Raw genomic sequence first — 21,724 nt, forward strand, 5'->3', positions numbered from 1 at the left:
AGAATGGAACGGAGAAAGCAAGAGGTGCGCGAGAAGATCCTCGCGGCTGCCTTCGATCTGTTTCTCGCCCAGGGTGTTGCCGCCACCACCATCGAGGAGATCTGCCAGCGGGCCGACGTGGCCAATCGAACGTTCTTCAACCACTTCGCCACCCGTCAGGACATGATCCGCGCACTGGCCCAGCGCCGGCTGGACAACCTGCACGATGTGTTCTTCGACCGCGGCGACGAAGCGATCGCGGGGCGTCTTGTCGGTGTGTTCGACGACATCGGCGCGGCGCTGGTCAAATCCGGTGACACCTACCGCGAAATGATCGGCGAAATGCTTGCCACCGGCGGCTACGCCATCCAGCGCGGATTCAACCTGCACGACACTTTCGTCGAACTCGTCAAAGAGGGCGTCGCCCGCGGCGAGATCAGCACGCGCCACACACCGGAAACGTTGGCCGACATCATCGTTGGTGCGCTGTCCGGCGGCATCGTGAACTGGACCGTCGACCGGACGTATTCCTTGGAGACCAACCTGCACGACCTCGCGATGGCGCTGGCCGAATTGCTTTCGGCAGGAGGCTGACCGCCGCTACCCCAGCGGTGGAATATCACCGTCGGACTGAATTCTCAGCAGGCTCTCGCGCTGCGCTGCGGTGACGAACAGTTCGTTGTATCGGCCACCACCGATGCAGACGTTGGTGGGTAGCGATCCGCCGGGCAACGCGATTTCTGCGATGCGCCGACCCCAGGCGTCGATGACGTCGATGCGATCCGCGGCGGTCAATGCGACCCAGTAATCGCCAGCGGCGCTCACCAACATCCCGTCCGGCCAACCGTCCTCGAAAGTGTGCACGACGTCGGGTGCATCGACTGTGCCGTCGGGCGACATGGCATAGGAGATTAATTGCGACGACAACGTTGCTGTCACAAGCAATCTGGAGCCGTCAGGGGTGAAGCCCAATCCGTTGATGAACACCGGCCCGTCGTCGATGACCTGTCGGGTGTCACCCGAGTCGACATCGGTCGCATACACGTGGCCGGGCGGGCCCGCGTCGGGAGTGCTGACGTCAAACTGCGCGCGGGTGTCGGTGATCCACAGCCTCCCGTCCGGGCCGAACGTCAGATCGTTCGGCGCTCCCAGCCCCTCGACGAGGTAGTCGACATGCGAACCGGTGATCACCTGAACACCCGGCTCGGCGGTACCGCTGGCACCCCAGACGCCGCCGTTTTGCGCCACATACAACGTCCCGTCGGCGCTGCACGCCAAGCCGTTTGGCCCGCCGCCGGTGTCGATGCGTTCCAGCGCACCGTCGCGTGGATCGACGATATAGACACACCCGTGGCTGATCGACGTCAGCGCCACACGGTCATCGGGAAGCCACACCGGCCCCTCGGTAAAGCCCAGTCCGTCTGCGATGACGTCGATGTGCATGTTTACGGCTCCGGCTCAGGTTCTGGCAGCGGCGTCCAGTCGGCCGAAAGACGCGAGCTGAACCGTGGCGGTCGCCGTTCGAGGAAAGCGGAGACTCCTTCGCGAGCATCGTCGCTGCCCATCACCCGATGGTGCAACTGCGTCTCCAGCGCCGCAACCTGTCGCGGCGTGTACCCGTTGATCGCGGTGTCCCACAGCAGTCGCTTACACAGCGCCGCCGACATCGGCGCCACGTTGGTTGCGATGTCGCGGGCCATCTGCATCGCATGATCGAGTACCTGCGTGGCGGGCAGCGCTTTGTTGGCGAGGCCGAACGTCACGGCGTCGGCCCCATTGAAGGTGCGTCCGGTCAACAGCACCTCGGCAGCCACGCCCAGGTTCGTCAGGTGTGCCAATGTCCAGTGCGACATGCAGTCGGGTATCACTCCCCGACGGACTTGGACCACACCATATTTGGCGTCATCGGCGACGATGCGGACATCTGCCTGCAGCGCGATGGTCAGGCCCATTCCAATGGCGTGGCCGTTGACTGCGGCGATCACCGGCTTGCGCAATTCGAAAGCGGCCGGGTCGATCGGCGATGCGGAGAACGTGGTGTCGTCCGCCGGCGCGTCGAACGGTGCGGCGCTGCCCGAGAAATCCGCGCCGGCGCAGAACGCCCGGCCCGCACCGGTGACCACGATGGCCCGGACATCGTCGTCCTCGTCGCAGTCCCGGTACGCCCGGCTCAGCAGCGTGCCCATCTCCGCGGTGTAGGCGTTGAGATGCTCGGGGCGATTGAGTGTGATCACCGCCACACCCGCATCGACCTCGACTACCACCGGATGCACGCGTCGAAGTACACCACGCCACGCTGCGCTCAGCACGCGGATTCCAGTTTCACTAGCCTGGTTTTCGGGCATGTAACGCGACATGGACGGTGGGCATGGCAAGGACTGACAACGACAGCTGGGACATCACCGAAGGCGTCGGCGCGACGGCGCTCGGTGTGGCCATGGCGCGCGCCACTGAATCCGATTACGACTGTCCCCTGTTCACCGACCGCTACGCGCAATTCTTCATCGATGCCGCAATCCACCGCGGGTGGGAGCCGTTGGCGGTGACCGAACGACAGCGGATCTTCAAAGGCTATGCCGCGGCGCGCACCAAGTGGTTCGACGAATACTTCATCGCCGCCGGCGCCAACGGCATCGACCAGGCCGTGATTTTGGCCGCAGGACTGGACGCCCGTGCCTGGCGACTGCCATGGGTGCACGGCAGCGTCGTGTACGAGATCGACCAGCCACAGGTGTTGGCGTTCAAGGCTGAAACGCTCGCCACACGGGGCGCTCGACCGACGATCAAGTATCAGGCGGTGCCGATCGATTTGCGAGCGGATTGGCCGACGGCATTGCGCGAAGCCGGATTTGATCCGTCGACGCCGACGGCGTGGTCTGCCGAAGGCCTGTTGCCCTACTTGCCGGCGGCCGGGCAAGATCTTTTGTTCGAGCGGGTCACGAAGCTCAGCGCCAACGGCAGCCGGATCGCGGTCGAGGCCCTGAGCCCAAGCTTCTTCGATCCCGAATACCTCGAGCGACGCCGCCAATTCTTACGCCCGACTGGCGACACAAGCGTGCCGGACCATGCCGAGCTCTGGTATCTCGAGGAACGCACCGACCTCACGCGCTGGCTGACCGAACGCCGGTGGAAGGTCAGCGCGATCGAGGCCATGAAGCTTCTGCAACGCTACGACCGGTCGCCGGAAGGCGACTTCAAAGATCTCGCGCCGCGCAGCGTCTTCATCGAGGCCCGGCTGAACGGCGAATTCGCCTAGCGGTTACTCCGAGAGCTGGAATTCGATCACCGCCGCAACGGAATCCACCGCGTCGCTCAGTGCGGCAAGCCGTTCGGCGGCTGACGGCGCGGCCAGCACCGAGTAGCGGTCAGCCGGGCCGATGGGAACGCGAGATGCCAACGCATACAGCCGCAGGCCGGGATCGACGGTGTCAGCGTCGCTACCCAGTACCACAGCCCGATCGGGCAACAAGACACTGCGGGCGGCCGCGATCCGCTCGAACAACGCCATCACCCGGTCTTCGAGCTGTTCCAGCTGGTCTGCGGTCACCGGTTGGCCCGGTTCGTCCGGCCAGGCCTGCACCATCGCCCGCGGATAAGGGTCGTCGGGCAACCAGTCGCACACCCGGATCCGTTCGCCCGTCCGGCAACGCAGCATGAACCGACCCGAGCCGGCGAGGTCCACGCATTCGGTGATCCTGGCCACCGTCCCGACGTCGCAGCGAACATCGCCGCCACCGACCTCGCGGCCCTGGGAAATCAGCACAACACCGAAACGAGGATCGTCATCGCGCATGCAGTCCCGTACCAGCTCGGTGTAGCGAGGCTCGAAGATTTGCATCGGCAGATCCTCGTCGGGCAGCAGCGCCGACTGGAGTGGGAACATCGCCATCGGGGCGGATTCGGCTGACGCCATCAGATATCCAGCTCACCGACCAGCGCGTCGACAACGGCGCGCAGATCCCCGTCGTGCTCCTCGGCGACCCGCCGCTGCCGCTGATATGACGCGCCGAGCCGCCAGATATCGGCCACTGAGGCCAACTCGTCGGTGCAGTGCAGCGACTTCGCGACCGGCTCCAGTCGGTTGAGCAGGTCGGGCAGGTCATCGGTGACCAGCCGCTCGTTGCTTTCGGCGTCGAGAATGATGACCGCATCCAGCCCGTAACGCGCGGCGCGCCATTTGTTCTCCTGAACGTGCCAGGGCGGCATGGTCGGCAGCGTCTCACCGGCATCGAGGCGGCGATCGAGGTCGACGATCAGGCAATGCGTCAACGCCACCAATGCGGCCAGCTCTCGCAGATTGGACACCCCATCGCAGATCCGCACTTCAAGAGTGCCGAGATGTGGTGAAGGCCTGATGTCCCAACGGATTTCATCCATGTGGTCGATGATGCCGGTCTTTTTCTGGTCGTAGACGAAACCTTCGAACTGCGCCCATTTCTGGAAGTGAAATGGCAACCCGGCGGTGGGCAGCTGCTGGAACATCATTGCCCGATTGCTGGCGTAACCGGTGTCGTCGCCACCCCACCACGGCGACGACGCCGACAGCGCCAGCAGGTGCGGGTAGTAGTTGAGCAGCGATGTCATGATCGGCATTACTTTGGCGGCCGACGAGATCCCGACGTGGACGTGCACGCCCCAGATCAGCATCTGCCTGCCCCACCATTGGGTGCGTTTGATCAGCTCGGCGTACCGCGGCGCGTCGGTGAGCTCCTGGGTGGACCACCGCGCGAACGGATGCGTGCCGGCGCAGAACAACTCCATGCCGCGGTCTCGGACAACCTGGCGCGCGGGCGTCAGGGTCTCGCGCAGATCTTCCATGGCCTGCGCGGTGCACTCGCAGATGCCGCTGACGATCTCGACAGTGTTGCGCAGCAATTCCTTGTGCACACGCGGGTTTTCGCCGATCTCGGCGATCACCGCGGTGGCTTCGTTGCTCAGATCGCGGGTCTGCGCGTCGACGAGCGCGAACTCCCACTCCACCCCGACCGTCGACCCGGGTGAGCCGGCGAAGTCGATATGGGCACTTGCCCTATTGGTCGGGCCGCTAGCCGGCACCAATGACACCGCACGCCACCCGCTTGCCGGCGTCACCGGTGGACATCGTGGCCTGGTCGGGGCCCGCTGCCCCATTGACCTGGGTGTAGCGATCCGCCGGGATGTTGCCGAAGTTGTCGGCTCCCGCGTGAATGACGATCGCGGTTCCCTTGCCGGTCAGCAGATCCTCCTTGGTGAACGCATCGGTGGTCGTCACCAACAGCGCTGCGCCGTCCTTTCGGACCTCCAGTGAGGTCAGGTCCCCGCTCATGGGTTCCCCGGTATGCCCCGGCGCCTGGTAATGCCCACCGGCGGACAAGAAGTCGCCCGGCTCACCGCCGGCCGGCGCAACCGAGTTGGCTTCACACTTGCCCACCGAATGGATGTGGACGCCGTGAAAACCGGGGCTCAGCCGGCCCTCGCCGGTCGTCTCGACGGTGATCGTCACATAGCCGTCGGCGAACTCGAACTTGGCTGTCGCCACTTTGGCGCCGTCCGGCGCGATCAGGTGGGTGGTCAGGCTTTCCGGTGCCACCGGCCCACCCTTCTGTTGCGGGCCCGACGGAGACGGCGACCCGGTCCAAACCGACGGCGTGGTCCCGGGAGCGGTCGCCGGCGGCTGGTTCGGCTTGCACGCGCTCAGCAGCGCGACCGAAGCGACGAGCGGAACCAATGCGGTGGCGGCGGCAACTTTCCGGCGCGTGGCGGGCTTAACCATGGGGAGAGCCTATCCCGGCGACGATGCGGGCCGGAACGGCCCGCTGAGGAGCGGGATCATCAACTTCCGCCCGGCGACGATGCGGGCCGGAACGGCCCGCGGTGGGGGCACCCCAGCCGCGTAGCGGCCAGGGGGCGAGCGGGATGCCGCTACGTGGACCGGTAGGGCGGCCCTGGATCTTTGTCGGAGCCGACTGGCATGATCGAATGTATGTTCGATACGAACTCCGCGGTGTTGGTGGAGCGCATCGCTGCAGCGGCGCGGGCGGAAAACCAGGCGGCCGGGCAGCGGCTGGCGGTGATCGGCGAGCTCGACGTGATGCGGTTGCGTGAGGTCGGTGAACGCGAGACCTGGTGCACCGATACCCAGGAGGCGGTGACGGCCGAACTGGCCGCTGCGTTGACCATCACCCAGGCGCTGGCCGCGAGCTATCTCTACTACTCGCGCGCGATGCGGTTGCGGCTGCCGCGAGTCGGGGCGCTGTTACGGGCCGGGTACATCGACTATCGAATGTTTCAGACGATCGTCTACCGCACCGATTTGATCACCGACCCCGACGTGATGGCCGCCGTCGATGCCCAACTGGCCGCCAAGGCGGCCCGGTGGCCGGGCATGACCCAGGGCCGGCTGGCCGCCCAGGTGGACCGGATCGTGACGCGCGCCGACGGTGATGCGCTGCGCCGCCGCCGCGAACGCCAGGCCGGTCGGGAATTGTCGATCTGGGACAGCGGCGAGGGCCTGACGGAAATCTTCGGCCGGCTGATCACCACCGACGCCCACGCCGTGGACGCGCGACTCGACGCGCTGGCCGCCACCGTGTGTGCAGGCGATCCACGCACTCGCAACCAACGCCGCGCCGATGCCATGGGCGCCTTAGCCGCCGGCGCCGACCGGCTCGCCTGTTGCTGCGCACGGCCCGACTGCCCCGCCGGCGCGACACCAGCACCGGTGCCGGTGGTGATTCACGTCGTCGCCGAGGCGGCCAGCCTTGGGGGCACCGCAACTACCCCGGCCTCGATGATCGGCGCCGACGCCCTCATCCCCGCCGAGCTGATCGCCGACCTGGCCCGCTCGGCCACCCTGCGGCCACTGGCTCACCCCAGCGACGCCCCGCCGGAAGCCAGCTACACACCGTCGCAGGCATTGGCGGACTTTGTCCGCTGCCGGGATCTGACCTGCCGATTCCCTGGGTGCGATCGACCCGCACGGCACTGCGACCTCGACCACACGATCGCCTACGCCGACGGCGGGCCCACGCACGCCTCCAACCTCACCTGCCTATGCCGCCAACACCACTTGATCAAAACCTTCTGGGGCTGGTCTGATCAACAACTGCCCGACGGCACACTGATCTGGAAGTCACCGTGCGGGCAGACTTACATCACCACCCCGGGCAGTGCGCTGCTGTTTCCCAACCTCTGCACACCCACCGGCACGCTTACCCCAGCAACCTCGGACGCGGCCCGGCTGCGCTGCGCCGACCGCGCCGCCATGATGCCCCAACGCCGCCGCACCCGCGCCCAAAACCGGGCCACCTACATCGCCTCCGAACGCCGACGAAACCAGCGGACACGCAAGGTCGGGGAACGACGGCGCGAAAAGTCGCGGATCATCGCAAACGATGAACCGCCGCCCTTCTAGCGGTTGCACAAGGTTGTGTTTGGCCGATCGCTGCGATCGTGCGTTTAGACGTGGGTGGTGTCCTCGAGACGGTCGTATGCCTGCCACCAAATAGCTTCGTACTCGACCGGTGAGATGGCACCTGTCGACAACATGTCGTCGGCCCGGGTCAGCATGCGAGTCAGGGTTTTCCACTCGTTATGGCGGCGCCGCTCGTCCTCATCGGTGACTACCGGCATGAGGACCAGTGACATGGACTTGACGTGCACGCGCTTAGGTCCGGCCAGCAGGGAGAGCAAAGCGCGGATGCCCAGATAGGCTGCGATGGCTACCGCCGGGACGGTATAGGGCGACGACACCGCGTCGCCGATCATAATTGCGAATAGGACGAGCACGGCGCCGCCCAACGGCCACCCCCGCCGCAGCCGCGCCAGCCGCCGATCAGCGGTGGCGATGCCGGGCGGGTAGATGATCAACCGGTAGCGGCGAACGGCGTACTGGGTGATTTTGACGTCATAAAATCCCCACGTGCGGTCGCCGTCGAGCATCCGCGAAAACCACCGGGTGCCTGGTTCAACGGCCTGATATTGGGTGTCGCGCATGGAGTAAGGCGTACGCGGAATTTGAAACGCCGACCCCAACGTAAACGGGATCCTTACGCCTGAAGGGCCAAACCTTTACGGATCTTTATCGAAGCTCGGCTGAGAACGCAGGGGCCGGGGTCACGCCTTTCAGCGCGCGACCACCACGATGACGCCGGGCGGTTGGTCGGCGACCTCAGGAATCCGCGCTTGGACGGGCGCTTTCAACAGCTGACCGACAGCGTCGGCAGTTTCGCGTTCGCCGGGCCCGTCGCCGAAGTACACCGTGGTGGCCGAGACCTTGGGCAACGACAAGTTGTCGACCTCGGTGACGTTGTAGCCGCCCTGCTTCAGCTGGTCGGCGGTGCGACCGGCAATACCCTGTTGGCTGGAAATGTTGTAGACGCGTATGTCGGATTTTGCCGCGGGCTTCACCGAGGTTTTCGGCGCCATTGTGCTCGCCGTCACAGTTGATACGGACGAGTCGTCGTCAGAGTTGGCGCCAGATCCCATCGCTTGGAACCCGACCAGCAAAAAAATGACACCGAGAAACAGCAGCACCATCACCATGGCCCGCAGGGGCAGCCCGGTCGAGTCGGGAACGCGCTCATTCATTGACGTCACTGTATCTAGGAGAGCCCCAAAACCCACACCGACGCTCAGCAGGCGAGCAATCCCTCAGGTGACTTCGAAGCCCAGTCGTCGTGCGGCCCGCGCCTTCTGCCGACTGGCACGCAGCCGTCGTAGCCGTTTGACCAGCATCGGATCGGCTGCCAGTGCTTCGGGTCGGTCGACCAAAGCGTTCAGAACCTGGTAGTAGCGTGTAGCCGACATTGCGAACAACTCTTTGATGGCTTCTTCTTTGGCGCCGGCGTATTTCCACCATTGACGCTCGAACGCCAAAATGTCGTGCTCGCGGCGGGTTAAGCCATCGGCGAGTTCAGAGTCGTCCCCCGATCGATTAGCCTGCGCCATAGCGCTGTCCATATCGCTCCTCGACCCTTTCGGCGAATTCTCGAATGCTCGCTGCTCCGGCGCATATTCAACCACGCTGACCACTGTTGACCCGGCACCCAAGCCCGCGAGTCGGCTGACTAGGTGAGATTGCCTGCCCCAGACCCACTCCGCAACCGGAGTGCTTAAGCTTGCCGGTCATGGCAGTCGTACCCATTCGCATCGTGGGCGATCCCGTCCTGCACACCCCGACCAAGCTGGTACCGGTTGCCGCCGACGGTTCGCTCCCCCCCGATTTGCCCGATTTGATCGCCACGCTCTACGACACCATGGAGGCCGCCAACGGGGTTGGCCTGGCCGCCAACCAGATCGGCGCCGACTTGCGAGTATTCGTCTACGACTGCGCCGACGAGCGTGGGCAGTCGGCGCGGCGCCGCGGCGTTGTCGTCAATCCGGTGCTGGAGACCTCGGAAATTCCCGAGACGATGCCCGACCCCGAAACCGACGATGAGGGCTGCCTCTCGGTACCGGGTGAGTCGTTTCCGACCGGGCGAGCCAAGTGGGCCCGGGTGACCGGACTCGACGCCGACGGCAGCCCGATCACGATCGAGGGCGAGGGGTTGTTCGCTCGGATGCTCCAGCACGAGACCGGACACCTCGATGGCTTCCTGTATCTGGACCAGTTGATCGGACGACACGCCCGCGCAGCAAAACGCGCGGTCAAATCCCTCGGGTGGGGCGTCCCCGGGTTGTCGTGGACACCGGGTGAAGGTCCGGACCCGTTCGGCCACTGATGGTTTCGTGGCCTCCACCCGGCACCAGGGTCACGGTGCGTTATCGGCGGCCCCCCGGGTCGGTCCCACCTCTGACCGACGCGGTGGGCCATCTACTCGGCATCGAGCCGCGGGTGCGGGTACAGACGAAAACTGGCGCGGTGGTGCAGTTTGCGTCCACGGATGTGGTTGCGGTACGGACACTGAGCGATGCGCCGGTGCGCACCTCGCAGATCCGCGCGCTCGAGCACGCCGCTGCATTCGCGTGGCCTGGTGTGCAGCAGCAGTGGCTGGACGGCTGGCTGCTGCGCGCCGGGCGCGGTGTCACGTCTCGTGCGAACTCCGCTGTGCCGCTTGACGTCTCCGCTGGCCCGGCCACGATACCGGCGATAGTCGACTGGTACACCCGGCGCGGCCTTACCCCGCGGCTGGCGATCGCCGACCGCCTGCTGCCGCTGCCCGGTGTGGGCGAGCAGGCCAACGCCGTGCTGGTCCGCGACGTGTGCGCCGCCGAGCCTGACCCGTCGGTCCGACTCTCGACCCACCCGGATGACACCTGGCTACGGCTCTACCGCCGCGACATCCCCTTTGATGTGCTGACCGCGGTCGTCGATGGCGAGCTGGTCTTCGGGATGCACACGGACCTGGCGGTGGCACGAGGCTCGGTCACCGACGCCCCGGATGGCACTCGTTGGGTGGGTTTGTCGGCGGTGCGGATGGCAGACCAGGGTGCCGGCCGGGCGGTATGCGAAGCCCTGCTGGCGTGGGGTGCGGCTCGTGGCGCCACCCGCGGCTACGTCCGGCTTCTCGAGGACGATCACGCCGGCGGCGGCCTCGCCCGGTCGATGGGCTTCGCACTGCATCACCGCGCGCGGTATTTCGCGGCAACCTCGGCGCTCGCCGAGCCCACGTAGTTCGGCGACCATGCGGGCAGCTAAGTGGGCCCAAGGTGGGTCACCCCCAGCCGAGAAGCCACGAGGGGAGAGCCGAACGATTCACGTAGGGTCGGGCCATGCCCGACGGCGCGCTGAGGCTGGCCACCTGGAACGTGAACTCGATTCGCACCCGGCTGGACCGAGTGCTGGATTGGCTGGAGCGCGCCGAGGTCGACGTCCTGGCTATGCAAGAGACCAAATGCGCCGACGACCAGTTTCCGACGATGCCCTTCTTGGAGCTCGGCTACGAGGTGGCGCATTGCGGATTCAACCAGTGGAACGGCGTGGCGATCGCATCACGGGTCGGCCTCGACCACGTCGAGGTCGGCTTCGACGGCCAGCCGAGCTGGAGTAGCAAGCCGGATGTGGCGGCCGCGGCAGAAGCCCGCGCCCTGGCCGCCACCTGCGCAGGGGTTCGGGTGTGGAGCCTCTACGTGCCCAACGGTCGCGCCGTGGGTGATCCGCATTACACCTACAAGCTGAATTGGCTTGCCGCACTCCGTGATACAGCCGAGAACTGGCTGCGCGACGATCCGTCTGCGCAGGTTGCATTAGTCGGCGACTGGAACATCGCCCCAACCGATGATGACGTCTGGAGCGTCGAATTCTTCCACGGCGCAACACATGTTTCCGAACCGGAGCGCAAGGCGTTCGACGCCATCGTCAACACTCAATTCTCGGATGTCGTAAGGCCTTTCACCCCCGGCCCCGGGGTGTACACCTATTGGGACTACACCCAGCTGCGGTTCCCTAAGCGACAGGGAATGCGCATCGACTTCATCCTCGCCTCCCCCGCGCTGGCCGACCGGGTCGCTGACGCGCAGATCGTCCGGGAGGAACGTAAAGGCAAGGCTCCCAGCGACCACGCGCCGGTCGTGGTGGATCTGCGCACAGATTGACGCATATAAAAAGTTGCTGGCGGGTATTCATTTCCTGTTCATTTGCCAGACAAGGTCATAGGATTGCCAGATGCTGCGCAGTATCGTGACGGTTTCATGAGCTTTGCGAGTTCGCGCGTATGCAACCCCGCCAGTGTGGCGTGCAGCGGGTATCAGATTCACGGCCTCAACAACAAACCATCAGGGAGTCATCATGGGTGTCGTTAACGGCGCCGTACGAACCGTAACTCGAACGGCGGGCCGCGCCGCGGCAGCAACCACGGCGGCCGCGGGTGCGGTGGGCGGCGCCGCGGTCAACGGTGTCGTCGGCGCCGTGACCGGAGCCGCAGCCGGCGTGCAGAAGGGCATTGGCAGCGGTAGCCATTCGACGCCGGCGGCCGCACTGACATTGGGCGCGCTCGGTGTCGCAGGACTCCTCGAGTGGCCGGTGGTGTTGGCCATCGGCGGCGGCGCCTTATTGCTGCGGCAGCTGAACAACGGGCACTCCAATGGCTCGCACAAGGCATCGGTCACACCGGTCAGGGCGGTTCCGACCAAGTCGACCAGTTCGGCGTCGCCACGCAAATCGCCGGCCAAGCGGGCACCGGCACGGTCGCGCGGCACACAGTCGCGCACCCCCCGTTAACCCCCCGGTTGGGTACCGTCAGAACAGTGCGAGCATCTCCGCTCCGCGTGGTCACGCTTGGCATCCAAGCAACGTCCGCGCTCGTAGGCGCCACCCTGCACACCGCGGCGTCCGCTGCAGAAAACTTGGGCACGGTCGCCTCAACGGGCCTGACGATGGCCGCGATCCCGGTTCGGGAAGGCGTCAAAGCGCTATCCGACGGCCTGCCCGCACCCACGCTGACACGGCATAGTTGGCGCGGCAGAGGCCGTGCGTGGATCGAGGTCCGCGGCCTCGACGGCGCGGGCGGCGCGGAGCTCGGGCGCACCGTCGTCGACGCCCTGCTCGCACTCCCCGGCGTCACTTCGGCCAGCCTGAACCGCCCGTTGTCGCGGGTCGTCGTGAGCCTCGCCGGCGACCAGACCTCAGTGCGCGAGCTGTGCAGAGCGGTGGACCAGGCCGAAAAGCTCAGCCGTGCAAGCGAAAACGCCAAGGGACGGCGCGCAAGCCGCAAACCGTTGCCGGGCGACGGTGTGGTGCTGGCCGCCAAGGCGGTGGGGGTCGGTGCCACCGCCGCGGGAGTGGGGGCTGCGGTCGCGGGCCGGCTACTGCGGTGGCCGCGCCTGGCCTACGGTTTCGAAGCGGCGGTGGTGGCCGTCGACTATCAGCCGCGGGTGCGCCGCCTGCTCGAGGACAGCATCGGCCAGTCCGCGACGGACACGTTGCTGAGCTTGGCTATGACGGCAGCACACGTCCTAGAGCTCTCGCCCGCGTCGCTGGCGGTGGACTTGATGGTGGAGACGCTGAAAGCCGCCGAAATGCGCGCCGAAGCGCAGGCGTGGAGCCGCCACGAACCGAGTCTGGCCCGGCATGCGGAGTACGCGGAGGTCCACCCGCCGTCGCGCCCGGTGCCGCTGCCCGAGGGGCCCATCGAGCGGCACTCGCGTCGCAGCGCGTTAGCGCAAATAATGGGTGTCACGGCCGTCGGCGCCGCGACCCGCAACCTCAGCATGGCCTCGACCATGGCCTTGGTCACCACACCGAAGGCCACCCGCACCACGCGCGAATCCTTCGCCGCGGCGCTCGGACAAGGTTTGGCCGACCACCACGCGGTGTTGCCATTGGACCCGCAAAGCCTGCGCCGACTGGATCGAGTCGACGCGCTGCTGATCGATCCCAGGGTGTTGTGCACCGACACGCTGCGGGTGGTCCGGGTCCGCGGTGCCGATGAGGACGAGCTCACGCCGGCCTGGAACCGCGCTCAGCTGCTGCTGGAGAAACGAGGCCTGCGGGTCGGCTGGCACCCGGTTCCCGGGCTGCACGGCCGCGGATCCGACGCAGCCGTCGAAGCGCTCATCGGCCCCACACACGATCCGCTGGCCTCGGCGGTCCTGGCCGAGGCGCGCCGGGCAGGCCTGGATTTGGTCTCTGTCGACATCGACGACCTCGGCGAGCTGCGGCCCGCGTTCGACGAGTTGCGGACCGTGGAGAACGGGTCCGTCGATGATGCGCTCGTCGCGGCGCTGACCGATCTGCAACAGTCCGGTCACACCGTCGCGGTGCTGTCTTCGGCAGGTGCACAAGCACTTTCGTCGGCTGACGTCGGGCTGGGTGTGATGCCCAACTCCGACGGCGATCCGCCGCCGTGGACGGCGGACCTGATCCTGAGTGACCTCGCCGGAGCCTGGCGGCTGCTGCACGCTGTCCCCGCCGCCAAGACGGCAAGCCAACGAGGGATCGAGATCTCGACCGGCGCGACGGCGTTGGGTGCCCTGCTGATGGTGCCCGGGGTGCGCGGCCGCGGACCCGGGCCGGTGACCACGGGTGCGGCGGCAGGTCTGCTGTCCGGCTACTTGATCGCCCGCCGGGTGGTGAGCGCTCCGACTCCGCTGCCCGCCCCGATGCACGAATGGCACGCAATGTCGGTCGAGCAGGTCCGCAAGATGTTGCCGCCACCGGATTCCGAGCAATCGGCTGGGACGTCAGGCGCCCGCCGGCCGCTGCTGGCCACCCGGGCGATGGAAACGGCGCACCGCGGCGCCGAATTGACCGGACGACCGCGACGGGCGGTCTGGCAGTTCGTCAAGGCGGTGCAAGCCGAGTTGTCCGACCCGCTGACCCCGGTACTGGCTCTCGGTTCGGCAGCCAGCGCAATACTGGGGTCGCCGGTCGACGCGGTCCTGGTCGGTTCGGTGCTCACTGGAAACTCCGTGCTCGCCGCCAGTCAGCGCCTGCGCGCCGAAAGCCGGCTGAACGAGCTGCTGGCTCAACAGATTCCGCCGGCCCGCAAAGTGACAACCGGTCCCAACGGTGCACTGGTGTACACCGACGTCGTCGCGGAGCAGCTGCGGCCCGGCGATGTGATCGAGATTCGCACCCACGAGGTGATCCCCGCCGACGCCCGGCTGATCGAGGAAGACGACCTCGAGGTCGACGAGTCGACGCTGACCGGTGAGTCGCTGCCGGTAGAAAAACAGGTCGACGCAACACCGGGTGCCGAACTGGCCGAGCGTCGCTGCATGCTGTTCGCCGGCACCACGATCGTCGCGGGCACCGCGGTGGCGCTGGTGACCGCGGTCGGCGCCGACACCCAGGCGCGCCGCGCCGCCGAACTCGCATCCGGTGATGCGCCGGATGTCGGGCTGCAGCACCAGCTCAGCAAGCTCACCAACCAGGCATTCCCGGTCAGCACGGCCGGCGGCGCCCTGGTCAGCTTACTGGGCCTGTTACGCGGTCGAGGAATGCGCGAAGCAGTGGCCAGTGGAATCGCGATCACCGTGGCGGCGGTCCCGGAGGGGATGCCGCTGGTGGCGACGCTCGCGCAGGCCGCGTCGGCGAGACGGCTGACCGAGTACGGCGCGCTGGTGCGTATCCCCCGTTCGGTCGAGGCGCTCGGCCGCGTCGACGTCGTGTGCTTCGACAAGACCGGCACGCTGTCCGAAAACCGGTTGCGGGTGTCGCAGGTGCATCCAGTGGGCGGTTACTCCCGCGAAGACGTGTTGCGCTTTGCGGCGCACGCAGCCCCGGACGCCAACGGCGGCCCGCAGGTGCACGCCACCGACCGGGCCATCATCGAGGCGGCGCTGGCGGTTGATGCCTCCAACGGCTCGCGAGCCACCGAAGCCGACGCCCATTTGCCGTTCCGGTCCGGCAGGTCGTTCTCGGCGTCGGTGTCCGACGAAGAGCTGACCGTCAAAGGCGCACCCGAAGTGGTCCTCGCGGCCTGCCAGGACGTCGGTCCCGATATCGATGAGACGGTGCGTCAGCTGGCGGCCGAAGGGCTGCGGGTGATCGCCGTCGCGCGGCGCCGGCTCAGCCCGCAGCAGGCCAAGCTGGTGGCCGATGACGAGGACGCGATCGGTGACTTCGCCGACGAGCAGTTGTCACTGGCCGGATTCCTCGGGCTGTCCGACACGCCACGAGCCGAAGCACCGGCACTGCTCAAAGCGCTGTCCGAGCGCGAGGTCGGCATTCGGTTGATCACCGGCGATCACCCGATCACGGCTACCGCGATCGCACGTGAAATGGGTATGCAGGTGACCGTGGCGCAGGTCATCAGCGGTGCGGAGTGGGACGCCATGTCGCGCAAAGACCAGGAACGCGCCGTCACCGAGCGGGTGATTTTCGCCCGGATGTCACCGGAGAACAAGGTCCAGGTCGTCCAGACGCTGGAACGCAGCGGCAAGGTGTGCGCGATGGTCGGCGACGGCTCCAACGACGCCGCCGCTATCCGAGCCGCCACCGTCGGCCTCGCCGTCGTGGCGCGCGGCAGCGACGCGGCCGGCATCGCGGCCGATGTGGTGCTGGTCGACGCCCGAATCGAAGCGCTGGTCGCGGCCGTCGACGAGGGACGCCAGCTCTGGCAGCGGGTACACGCCGCGGTGTCGGTGCTGTTGGGCGGCAACGCCGGCGAGGTGGCTTTCGCGATCATCGGCAGCGCGATCAGCGGAACTTCGCCACTCAACACTCGCCAGCTGCTGCTGGTGAACATGATGACCGATGCGTTCCCCGCCGCTGCCCTTGCGGTGAGCCCGCCGAGCGGCCCGGTGCAGACCGGCCGTGGCGGCCCCGATCAACGGGCGCTGTGGCGCGCGGTCGCGATCCGTGGGACGACCACGGCGGCGGCGGCGACCGCGGCCTGGATGATGGCCGGCGTGACCGGACGGCCGCGCCGCGCGTCGACGGTGGCGCTAGTCGCGTTGGTGAGCACGCAGCTGGGTCAGACGCTGCTAGAGTCGCGCGCGCCGTTGGTGGTGTTGACCGCCGGCGGCTCGCTGGCCGTGATGGGGACGCTGATCAGCATCCCGGGCGTCAGCCAGCTGCTTGGCTGTACGCCGCTCGGCCCGATCGGGTGGGCGCAGGCGCTGGGCTCAGCCGGGGTGGCGACCGCCGCGGTTGGCGTCGCAACCCGGGTACTCGACAGTAAGCTTCCACTCGAGCAGCTGGAAGCCGGCCCCGATGGGGCGCCTGACGAGTCCGAACCTGGACAACGCCGAAGCGCCACAGAACGGCGTACAACTCGATCAGCGGGATCGCCAGAAAAACAGCGGCCCCTGAAGCTAGTGGGTCGGCGAGAGTCTCCGTCGTCGACTTCATACTCCCGACGGTGACCGGGGCACCCTGCTGGACGGCAAATCTGACATGACTGAAAGGCAAATGATGGTCGACAAGAAGCCCCGCCGCGCAACGTCCCAGGCCGAGGCCGTCGCGCAGATCCGCGAGGGCGAGACGTTCTTCGTGGACTTGCCGCTGGTCGGAAAGGTAGAGATTCCCCGACCCGAGGCGCTCGCCTACTACGGCGGTTTGGCGGCGCTGGCCGCATTCGAGCTCATCGACTGGCCGGTCGCGGTCGTCATCGCCGCGGGCCATCTGTTGGCGAGTAATCACCACAACCGCATCCTCGAAGAGCTCGGCGAGGCAATCGAAGAGGTTTAGGGCCAGAGATCTGGCTCCAGCCCTCCTGCTTGTTTTTCCTGTAGCGCGCGGCGCGCGCGCTCGGTGTCATGGTGAATCGGTAAGCACATGAGTTCGGCCACTCGATACATGAAGCTATCCGGCGACAGAACGAGGACGATGGCGTTCTGTTCGAGCAGCCGATCGAGCGCGGCGAATCCCGCGCTGTCCAGGTATTTGACCCCGCTCAGCTGAAGGATGATGGGCCGCGGGCCCGGCACGTCCAGCACCGACCGGGTGAACTCGTCGACGTTGGTCACGTCGATCTCGCCGGTAACTGTCACCTCGGCGGCGGTGGTCGGTGCGGTGCCGTTGTCGGGGTTCTGCAGCTGGAAAACCGCGCGGGTCATCGTATTACGCCCTCCACCAAATTGGCCTCCGCGACAACCGCGTGGTGGAAACTCAGGGTAATTCGAGTGCCGTGCGCGGTGCGTACGGTCTTCACGTGGTCGGCGAGTCCGTTGATCATGGTGAGCCCCCGCCCGCCCCGCAGGCTACGTTGGCTGGCCGACGAATCACCGGACCACCGGCCGGTATCGGTGACCGTCGCGGTGACGGTCTGGCTGCGCACAAAAGCCTCGACGGAGACGGTCCTGAGCGGATCGCCGCCGCTGCCATGTTCGATCGCATTACTCACCGCTTCGCCGGTGGCCAACAGGATGTCGGCTGCCCGGCGCGGATCCACGGCGATACCGGTCAGCCAGTGGCGCAGCCGGTGCCGCGCCTTCGGGATGGTCATCGGTGTGGCGGGCAGCACGGTGGCAAAACTGCGCGCCGTAGCGTGGTTGGGACGCAAGGCCAACAGAACGACGTCGTCGGTGTAGCCACCGGGCGGAGCCATCCGGTCCAGCAGCTCGTCACAGAACTCCCCGACCGCCAGTTCCGCGCGATATGCGGCCGCGGCCTGTAGCCGCTCGAATCCTTGATCGAGCGTCTCGCCCGGCCGCTCGATCAATCCGTCGGTGTACAGCAGCAGCAGGCTGCCCGCCGGCAACTCGTATTCTGCCGTGTTCGACTTGAGACGGTGTTCCCACGCCGCGACCGGGGGACGCCGCCCGGCCTGCAGAAAAACCGGCGGTTGATCCGGCGCTACCAGCAATGGGTAAGGATGACCCGCGCAGGAATAGCTGACCAGGGAGGTGCCGTCGGCAGTTCCCGTTTGCCCAGTGTCAATGACGGCATAACTGACCGTCGCGCAGCGCGCACCGGGGACCGACGCCGCATACCTGTCCAGGGAGCTGAGCACCGCACCCGGATCGGCGCCGGTGAGAGCGGTAGCGGCCACCGCGGCGCGGAGTCTGCTCATCACGATGGCCGCGGGCAGACCGTGTCCGACCACGTCGCCGACGGATATCGCGATCTGGCCCGGTTGTTGTAGCGGCGCCACCAGATACCAGTCCCCGCCGACGCGCATCGCCTCGCCGCCGGGCTGATACACGGCCGCCACGACCGCGGCCGTTGACCCGCGGTCGAGATCGAGCAGATGCTCTTGGAAGTCAACGGCAATCCGATGTTCGCGCTGCGCACTGCGGACCCGGCCCACGGCCGCCTGAGTGACCTCCGCGGTCCGGGCGAACATCTCGAGCTCGGCGGCGTCGAAATCGCGCGGTATCGACCACAGCAGTCCGAGGGAACCGATCACGCTTCCGTCATGGCCGCGCAACGGTTGGCTGACGCACGACCGGACGCTGTGCGCGGTCTCCTGCACCACGTGGCCATAACGCGGGGCGAGCGCGAAGGTGTCGGTGATGACCATCGTCTGGCCGGACTTGATGACGTCAATCGGCACCAGCGGCGTGTCCAGGGTGGCCACGTGGTAGCGGTCGCGGTATTCCACGGGCACCGGTCCGGCGTACTCGAACCGGACGTTGTTCTGCTCGGCGTCGAGGAGACCGATCACGACGACTGTCGCACCGCCCGCGCCGAGCGGAGAGGCCAGCAGCGCTTCGGCGATTCCCGCGACGGACTCGGCGGCCCGCAACGCGGCATCGAGTTGGGCGACGGCGGAGGTATGCCGAAGCTCGGCTTCGCGCTGTAGCCGACCGGCACGCTCGCGGTTGGCGGCGGACAACCGCGCCGCGACCCTCTCGATCAGCTCCTGCGAGCGAAATGGTTTGGGCAGGTAGTCGTCCGCGCCGCCGGCGTAGCCTTCGCTGACGGCCTCGTCTCCGGCGCGGGCGGAGAGCATGAGGATCGGAGTGGCGGCCAAGTCGGGATCGCGACGAACGGCCGAGACGAAGTCGAAGCCGTCGAGCTTGGGCATCATCACATCGGTCACGATCGCGTCTGGGCGAAGCTCGCACGCGGTCCGCAGGGCCGCTTCGCCGTCGGCGACCAGAACGGTTCGCCAGTGCGGCGACAGCACCTGGTTTATGTGAGCCCGCATGTCGGCGTTGTCGTCGGCGATCAACACCAGTTCGCGATTGTCGTCGGCGGGCGCAGACTCGTCGGGCAGCGATGCCACCCATTGGTCGGCCTCGACGATGTAAGAGCTATCCAGCAGATCGGCCGGTCGATGGTAGATCGGTGTGGTGGCGAGCGACTTGGGCAGCGTAACGGCGACGGTGGTGCCGCGGTCGATTTCGCTGGCGATCTGCATGCTGCCTTGTTGGAGTTCCACCAGCCCACGCACCAGTGACAGCCCGATTCCGGTGCCTTCCACACTGCGGCCCCGCGCGGTGTCGGCCCGAAAGAAACGTTCGCCGAGCCGGTTCAGATCCGCCTCGCTGATCCCGACACCGGTGTCGCGGACGCTGACCAGGCACTGGTTGCCGCCGCTGTGGACCGTGACGGTGATCGAGCCGCTCAGCGTGTATTTGACCGCGTTGGACAGCAGGTTGAGCATGATGGTTTCCCACATGTCCGGGTCGAGGTCGGCCAGTGCCGGGCGGCAGTCGAGGAGAAGTTCAAGCCCGGCCCGCTCGCACAGTTCGGCGAACGACGACGCGATCTGCGAGGTCAACGCCCCGACATCGGTGCACACCAATGTCGTGGTGGCGCGGCCCGCTTCGATACGGGAGAACTGCAGCAGCGAGTCGACCAGGCGCAGCAGCCGTCCCGCGTTGCGCCGGGCCATCCGCAGCCGCGCCGCGAGAACCGTGTGCGAACCGACATCGGAGAGCGCGTCCTCGAGGGGGCCTAGAAGCAGGGTTAGCGGCGTGCGGAATTCGTGGCTGACGTTGGTCAAAAACGCCGTCTTGGCGTGGTCCAGTTCGGCCAGCGCATCGGCGCGTTGCCGCTGTCGCTCATGGGAGACCACCGAAGCCAGCGCCGAGGACAGCTGGTCGGCGAGCAGCTGACAAAACCCGAGATATTGCTCATCCAGCGGGCAGCGCGGGTTTGTTCCCACCACTAACGCCCCCGCGATGGCGTTCTCGCCCAGCGGTAGCACCAGCGCCTGGTCCGGACAATCGCCGCCCAACACTTCATGCACACCGCGAATCACCGACGCTACGTCGTCGATGATCTGCACCTCCGCCCGTGACCGCGCCGTCGGCTCCCAGCCGGTGAGCTTTTCCAGGGTGGGCGGCAGCAGCGCCAGCACCGACGGCGTTGCTCCGCGCAGTACGGTATCGGCGGCGTCCGCATCGCTGACGTATGCCGCGACGAGGGGTACGTCGGCGGGCTGGTCGGCACACACCGAAATAGCTGCGTTCACCGCGTCGTCGACGGTGCGGGTTTCCATCGTCGCCGAGGCCACCGCGTTGAGGAGATGCAGGCGCCGCTCGCTGATCACCCGCTCGGTGGTCTCCCAGGAAGGGCAGAAGATCCCGTAGATCTCGCCGGTGTGTCCGACCAGGGGGCTGTAGGTGAAGGTGAAGTAGCGTTCCTGGCGTCGACCGGCAGTCACCATGGGCAGCATCAAGTCGTGCGACCAGGTAGCCTCCCCGGTCGCGATCACGCTGGCCAGCATCGGACTGATCGGCTCCCAGATGTCCCACCACACGAATCGGCCGCGTCGGCCCAGCGCGGCCGGGTGTTTGTCACCCAGGATCTGGATGTAGGCGTCGTTGTACACCAAGAACAGGTCTTCAGCGCCCAACCACAACACGATCGGAAACCGCGAGGTCAACACCACCGCGACTGCCGAACGTAACTCTGCTGACCAGTCCTGGGGCGATCCCAATGGATGTGCAGCCCAATCGAATTCCGCGAACAGACGACCCATCTCACCGCCGAGTGCGACCGCCTCGGCAAGGTCGGGTGGTAGGTCCTGCGGCTCGCTGGCCCACTCGCGGGGGTGAGACCCGCTCACTGCCCCTGCTCGGTATCACGGCCTTGCAGCGCATCGGGCAACGTGGGGTAGAGCTCGAGGACGCTGTCCAGGTTCGTCACCTCGATCGGGCGCACCACCAGTCCGTTGTCGGCAACCAAGCGCACGGACGTCCCGGCCTGCAGCCCTCGCCGGTGACAATCGAGGACCGCGTTCAGTCCGGCGCTGCCGAAGTAGGTCACGGCCTGCAAATCGACAATGAGTAGTCGAGAGGCTTGGGTCCCGGCCTGCTGCAGCGCCGCGTCCAGCTGTGAGGTGAGGTCGCCAGCGGTGCTGGAATCCACCTCGCCCTTGGCCTGCAGGACCACAGCTTCCGGTCGTACCTCGTAGTCGACCACCAACAAATCCATCGCGTTCACCCGTCGTGCCGGCTTGCCGTCTGCGGCATTGTCGAGCCTAAC

Annotated in this window: 20 protein-coding genes and 1 pseudogene; 9 read left to right on the forward strand and 12 right to left on the reverse strand. The window is 66.8% G+C overall.

What is annotated here, in order from left to right:
• Positions 1–3 precede the first annotated feature (3 nt).
• Entirely contained in the window at positions 4–573 is a 570-nt protein-coding gene (locus VNW74_RS21405; protein WP_325680488.1) for a TetR/AcrR family transcriptional regulator, read from the forward strand.
• A gap of 6 nt (positions 574–579) precedes the next feature.
• On the opposite strand, the gene VNW74_RS21410 is transcribed toward VNW74_RS21405, so the two are convergent.
• A complete protein-coding gene (locus VNW74_RS21410) occupies positions 580–1,422 on the reverse strand; it encodes an SMP-30/gluconolactonase/LRE family protein (protein WP_325680490.1) in 843 nt (280 codons plus the stop codon).
• A gap of 2 nt (positions 1,423–1,424) precedes the next feature.
• Positions 1,425–2,252 (reverse strand): enoyl-CoA hydratase/isomerase family protein, encoded by an 828-nt coding sequence (locus VNW74_RS21415; RefSeq protein WP_325680492.1) that lies wholly within the window; start codon positions 2,250–2,252, stop codon positions 1,425–1,427.
• A gap of 95 nt (positions 2,253–2,347) precedes the next feature.
• Here VNW74_RS21415 and VNW74_RS21420 point away from each other — a divergent pair, with 95 nt between their 5' ends.
• Positions 2,348–3,235, forward strand: coding sequence for a class I SAM-dependent methyltransferase (locus VNW74_RS21420; protein WP_325680494.1), 888 nt, complete (start codon positions 2,348–2,350; stop codon positions 3,233–3,235).
• 3 nt (positions 3,236–3,238) lie between these two features.
• On the opposite strand, the gene VNW74_RS21425 is transcribed toward VNW74_RS21420, so the two are convergent.
• From VNW74_RS21425 to sodC, 3 genes are read right to left on the reverse strand one after another with little or no spacing between them, the layout of a single operon-like run.
• On the reverse strand, positions 3,239–3,892 hold the full coding sequence (locus tag VNW74_RS21425; protein ID WP_325680496.1) for an LON peptidase substrate-binding domain-containing protein: 654 nt from the start codon (positions 3,890–3,892) through the stop codon (positions 3,239–3,241).
• Positions 3,892–5,043 carry a glutamate--cysteine ligase gene (locus VNW74_RS21430; RefSeq protein ID WP_325680586.1) on the reverse strand — a complete coding sequence of 384 codons (1,152 nt, stop codon included), beginning with the start codon at positions 5,041–5,043 and terminating at the stop codon, positions 3,892–3,894. Before VNW74_RS21430 ends, VNW74_RS21425 begins: the two co-directional genes overlap by 1 nt.
• A complete protein-coding gene (sodC, locus tag VNW74_RS21435; RefSeq protein WP_325680498.1) occupies positions 5,024–5,731 on the reverse strand; it encodes a superoxide dismutase[Cu-Zn] in 708 nt (235 codons plus the stop codon). Before sodC ends, VNW74_RS21430 begins: the two co-directional genes overlap by 20 nt.
• A gap of 210 nt (positions 5,732–5,941) precedes the next feature.
• Between sodC and VNW74_RS21440 the strand changes: the two genes are divergently transcribed.
• A complete protein-coding gene (locus VNW74_RS21440) occupies positions 5,942–7,372 on the forward strand; it encodes an HNH endonuclease signature motif containing protein (RefSeq protein WP_325680500.1) in 1,431 nt (476 codons plus the stop codon).
• A 44-nt stretch (positions 7,373–7,416) separates the two neighbouring features.
• On the opposite strand, the gene VNW74_RS21445 is transcribed toward VNW74_RS21440, so the two are convergent.
• The 3 genes from VNW74_RS21445 to VNW74_RS21455 form a co-directional block, all read right to left on the reverse strand.
• Positions 7,417–7,953: a DUF6611 family protein gene (locus VNW74_RS21445; protein WP_325680502.1), complete on the reverse strand. Its 537-nt coding sequence runs from the start codon at positions 7,951–7,953 to the stop codon at positions 7,417–7,419.
• Positions 7,954–8,082: 129 nt separating this feature from the next.
• Positions 8,083–8,547, reverse strand: a complete 465-nt coding sequence (locus tag VNW74_RS21450) for a LytR C-terminal domain-containing protein (RefSeq protein WP_325680503.1) — start codon at positions 8,545–8,547, stop codon at positions 8,083–8,085.
• A gap of 63 nt (positions 8,548–8,610) precedes the next feature.
• Positions 8,611–8,919: a DUF3263 domain-containing protein gene (locus VNW74_RS21455; RefSeq protein ID WP_325680505.1), complete on the reverse strand. Its 309-nt coding sequence runs from the start codon at positions 8,917–8,919 to the stop codon at positions 8,611–8,613.
• A gap of 167 nt (positions 8,920–9,086) precedes the next feature.
• Between VNW74_RS21455 and VNW74_RS21460 the strand changes: the two genes are divergently transcribed.
• The 5 genes from VNW74_RS21460 to VNW74_RS21480 all read left to right on the forward strand — a co-directional run bounded on the left by VNW74_RS21460 (position 9,087) and on the right by VNW74_RS21480 (position 16,707).
• The gene (locus VNW74_RS21460) at positions 9,087–9,680 is read left to right on the forward strand and encodes a peptide deformylase (protein WP_325680507.1); all 594 of its coding nucleotides are present in this window, start codon (positions 9,087–9,089) and stop codon (positions 9,678–9,680) included.
• Entirely contained in the window at positions 9,680–10,573 is an 894-nt protein-coding gene (locus tag VNW74_RS21465) for an N-acetylglutamate synthase, CG3035 family (protein WP_325680509.1), read from the forward strand. The genes VNW74_RS21460 and VNW74_RS21465 overlap by 1 nt, the downstream gene beginning before the upstream one ends.
• A 113-nt stretch (positions 10,574–10,686) precedes the next feature.
• A complete protein-coding gene (locus tag VNW74_RS21470) occupies positions 10,687–11,493 on the forward strand; it encodes an exodeoxyribonuclease III (protein ID WP_325680587.1) in 807 nt (268 codons plus the stop codon).
• Between the two features lie 193 nt (positions 11,494–11,686).
• Positions 11,687–12,118, forward strand: a complete 432-nt coding sequence (locus VNW74_RS21475; protein ID WP_325680511.1) for a hypothetical protein — start codon at positions 11,687–11,689, stop codon at positions 12,116–12,118.
• A gap of 26 nt (positions 12,119–12,144) precedes the next feature.
• Positions 12,145–16,707: a cation-translocating P-type ATPase gene (locus VNW74_RS21480; RefSeq protein ID WP_325680513.1), complete on the forward strand. Its 4,563-nt coding sequence runs from the start codon at positions 12,145–12,147 to the stop codon at positions 16,705–16,707.
• Here VNW74_RS21480 and VNW74_RS31800 read toward each other — a convergent pair.
• Positions 16,616–16,810: pseudogene (locus VNW74_RS31800) on the reverse strand (hypothetical protein); the annotation flags it as partial. The gene VNW74_RS21480 and the pseudogene VNW74_RS31800 overlap by 92 nt on opposite strands.
• On the opposite strand from VNW74_RS31800, the gene VNW74_RS21485 reads away from it, so the two are divergent.
• Entirely contained in the window at positions 16,754–17,032 is a 279-nt protein-coding gene (locus tag VNW74_RS21485; RefSeq protein ID WP_325680589.1) for a hypothetical protein, read from the forward strand. The pseudogene VNW74_RS31800 and the gene VNW74_RS21485 sit on opposite strands and share 57 nt — an antisense overlap.
• Here the strand turns inward: VNW74_RS21485 and VNW74_RS21490 are convergent.
• Genes VNW74_RS21490 through VNW74_RS21500 form a run of 3 tightly spaced genes read right to left on the reverse strand, consistent with a single transcriptional unit; the run spans position 17,029 to position 21,673 of the window.
• Positions 17,029–17,400 carry an STAS domain-containing protein gene (locus tag VNW74_RS21490; RefSeq protein ID WP_325680515.1) on the reverse strand — a complete coding sequence of 124 codons (372 nt, stop codon included), beginning with the start codon at positions 17,398–17,400 and terminating at the stop codon, positions 17,029–17,031. The genes VNW74_RS21485 and VNW74_RS21490 overlap by 4 nt on opposite strands.
• Complete coding sequence (locus VNW74_RS21495; RefSeq protein WP_325680517.1) at positions 17,397–21,305, reverse strand: SpoIIE family protein phosphatase; 3,909 nt, start codon at positions 21,303–21,305, stop codon at positions 17,397–17,399. The genes VNW74_RS21490 and VNW74_RS21495 overlap by 4 nt, the downstream gene beginning before the upstream one ends.
• On the reverse strand, positions 21,302–21,673 hold the full coding sequence (locus VNW74_RS21500; RefSeq protein ID WP_325680519.1) for an STAS domain-containing protein: 372 nt from the start codon (positions 21,671–21,673) through the stop codon (positions 21,302–21,304). The genes VNW74_RS21495 and VNW74_RS21500 overlap by 4 nt, the downstream gene beginning before the upstream one ends.
• Positions 21,674–21,724 lie beyond the last annotated feature (51 nt).

The sequence above is a fragment of the Mycobacterium sp. genome (genome assembly GCF_035570115.1).
Lineage (GTDB): Bacteria > Actinomycetota > Actinomycetes > Mycobacteriales > Mycobacteriaceae > Mycobacterium.

Bases quoted from the DNA above. Each gene is read 5' to 3' on its own strand.
- VNW74_RS21405 (WP_325680488.1), top strand. From the start codon at position 4: ATGGAACGGAGAAAGCAAGAGGTGCGCGAGAAGATCCTCGCGGCTGCC.
- VNW74_RS21410 (WP_325680490.1), bottom strand. From the start codon at position 1,422: ATGCACATCGACGTCATCGCAGACGGACTGGGCTTTACCGAGGGGCCG.
- VNW74_RS21420 (WP_325680494.1), top strand. From the start codon at position 2,348: ATGGCAAGGACTGACAACGACAGCTGGGACATCACCGAAGGCGTCGGC.
- VNW74_RS21425 (WP_325680496.1), bottom strand. From the start codon at position 3,892: ATGGCGTCAGCCGAATCCGCCCCGATGGCGATGTTCCCACTCCAGTCG.
- sodC (WP_325680498.1), bottom strand. From the start codon at position 5,731: ATGGTTAAGCCCGCCACGCGCCGGAAAGTTGCCGCCGCCACCGCATTG.
- VNW74_RS21440 (WP_325680500.1), top strand. From the start codon at position 5,942: ATGTTCGATACGAACTCCGCGGTGTTGGTGGAGCGCATCGCTGCAGCG.
- VNW74_RS21445 (WP_325680502.1), bottom strand. From the start codon at position 7,953: ATGCGCGACACCCAATATCAGGCCGTTGAACCAGGCACCCGGTGGTTT.
- VNW74_RS21450 (WP_325680503.1), bottom strand. From the start codon at position 8,547: ATGAATGAGCGCGTTCCCGACTCGACCGGGCTGCCCCTGCGGGCCATG.
- VNW74_RS21455 (WP_325680505.1), bottom strand. From the start codon at position 8,919: ATGGACAGCGCTATGGCGCAGGCTAATCGATCGGGGGACGACTCTGAA.
- VNW74_RS21460 (WP_325680507.1), top strand. From the start codon at position 9,087: ATGGCAGTCGTACCCATTCGCATCGTGGGCGATCCCGTCCTGCACACC.
- VNW74_RS21465 (WP_325680509.1), top strand. From the start codon at position 9,680: ATGGTTTCGTGGCCTCCACCCGGCACCAGGGTCACGGTGCGTTATCGG.
- VNW74_RS21475 (WP_325680511.1), top strand. From the start codon at position 11,687: ATGGGTGTCGTTAACGGCGCCGTACGAACCGTAACTCGAACGGCGGGC.
- VNW74_RS21485 (WP_325680589.1), top strand. From the start codon at position 16,754: ATGATGGTCGACAAGAAGCCCCGCCGCGCAACGTCCCAGGCCGAGGCC.
- VNW74_RS21490 (WP_325680515.1), bottom strand. From the start codon at position 17,400: ATGACCCGCGCGGTTTTCCAGCTGCAGAACCCCGACAACGGCACCGCA.
- VNW74_RS21500 (WP_325680519.1), bottom strand. From the start codon at position 21,673: ATGGATTTGTTGGTGGTCGACTACGAGGTACGACCGGAAGCTGTGGTC.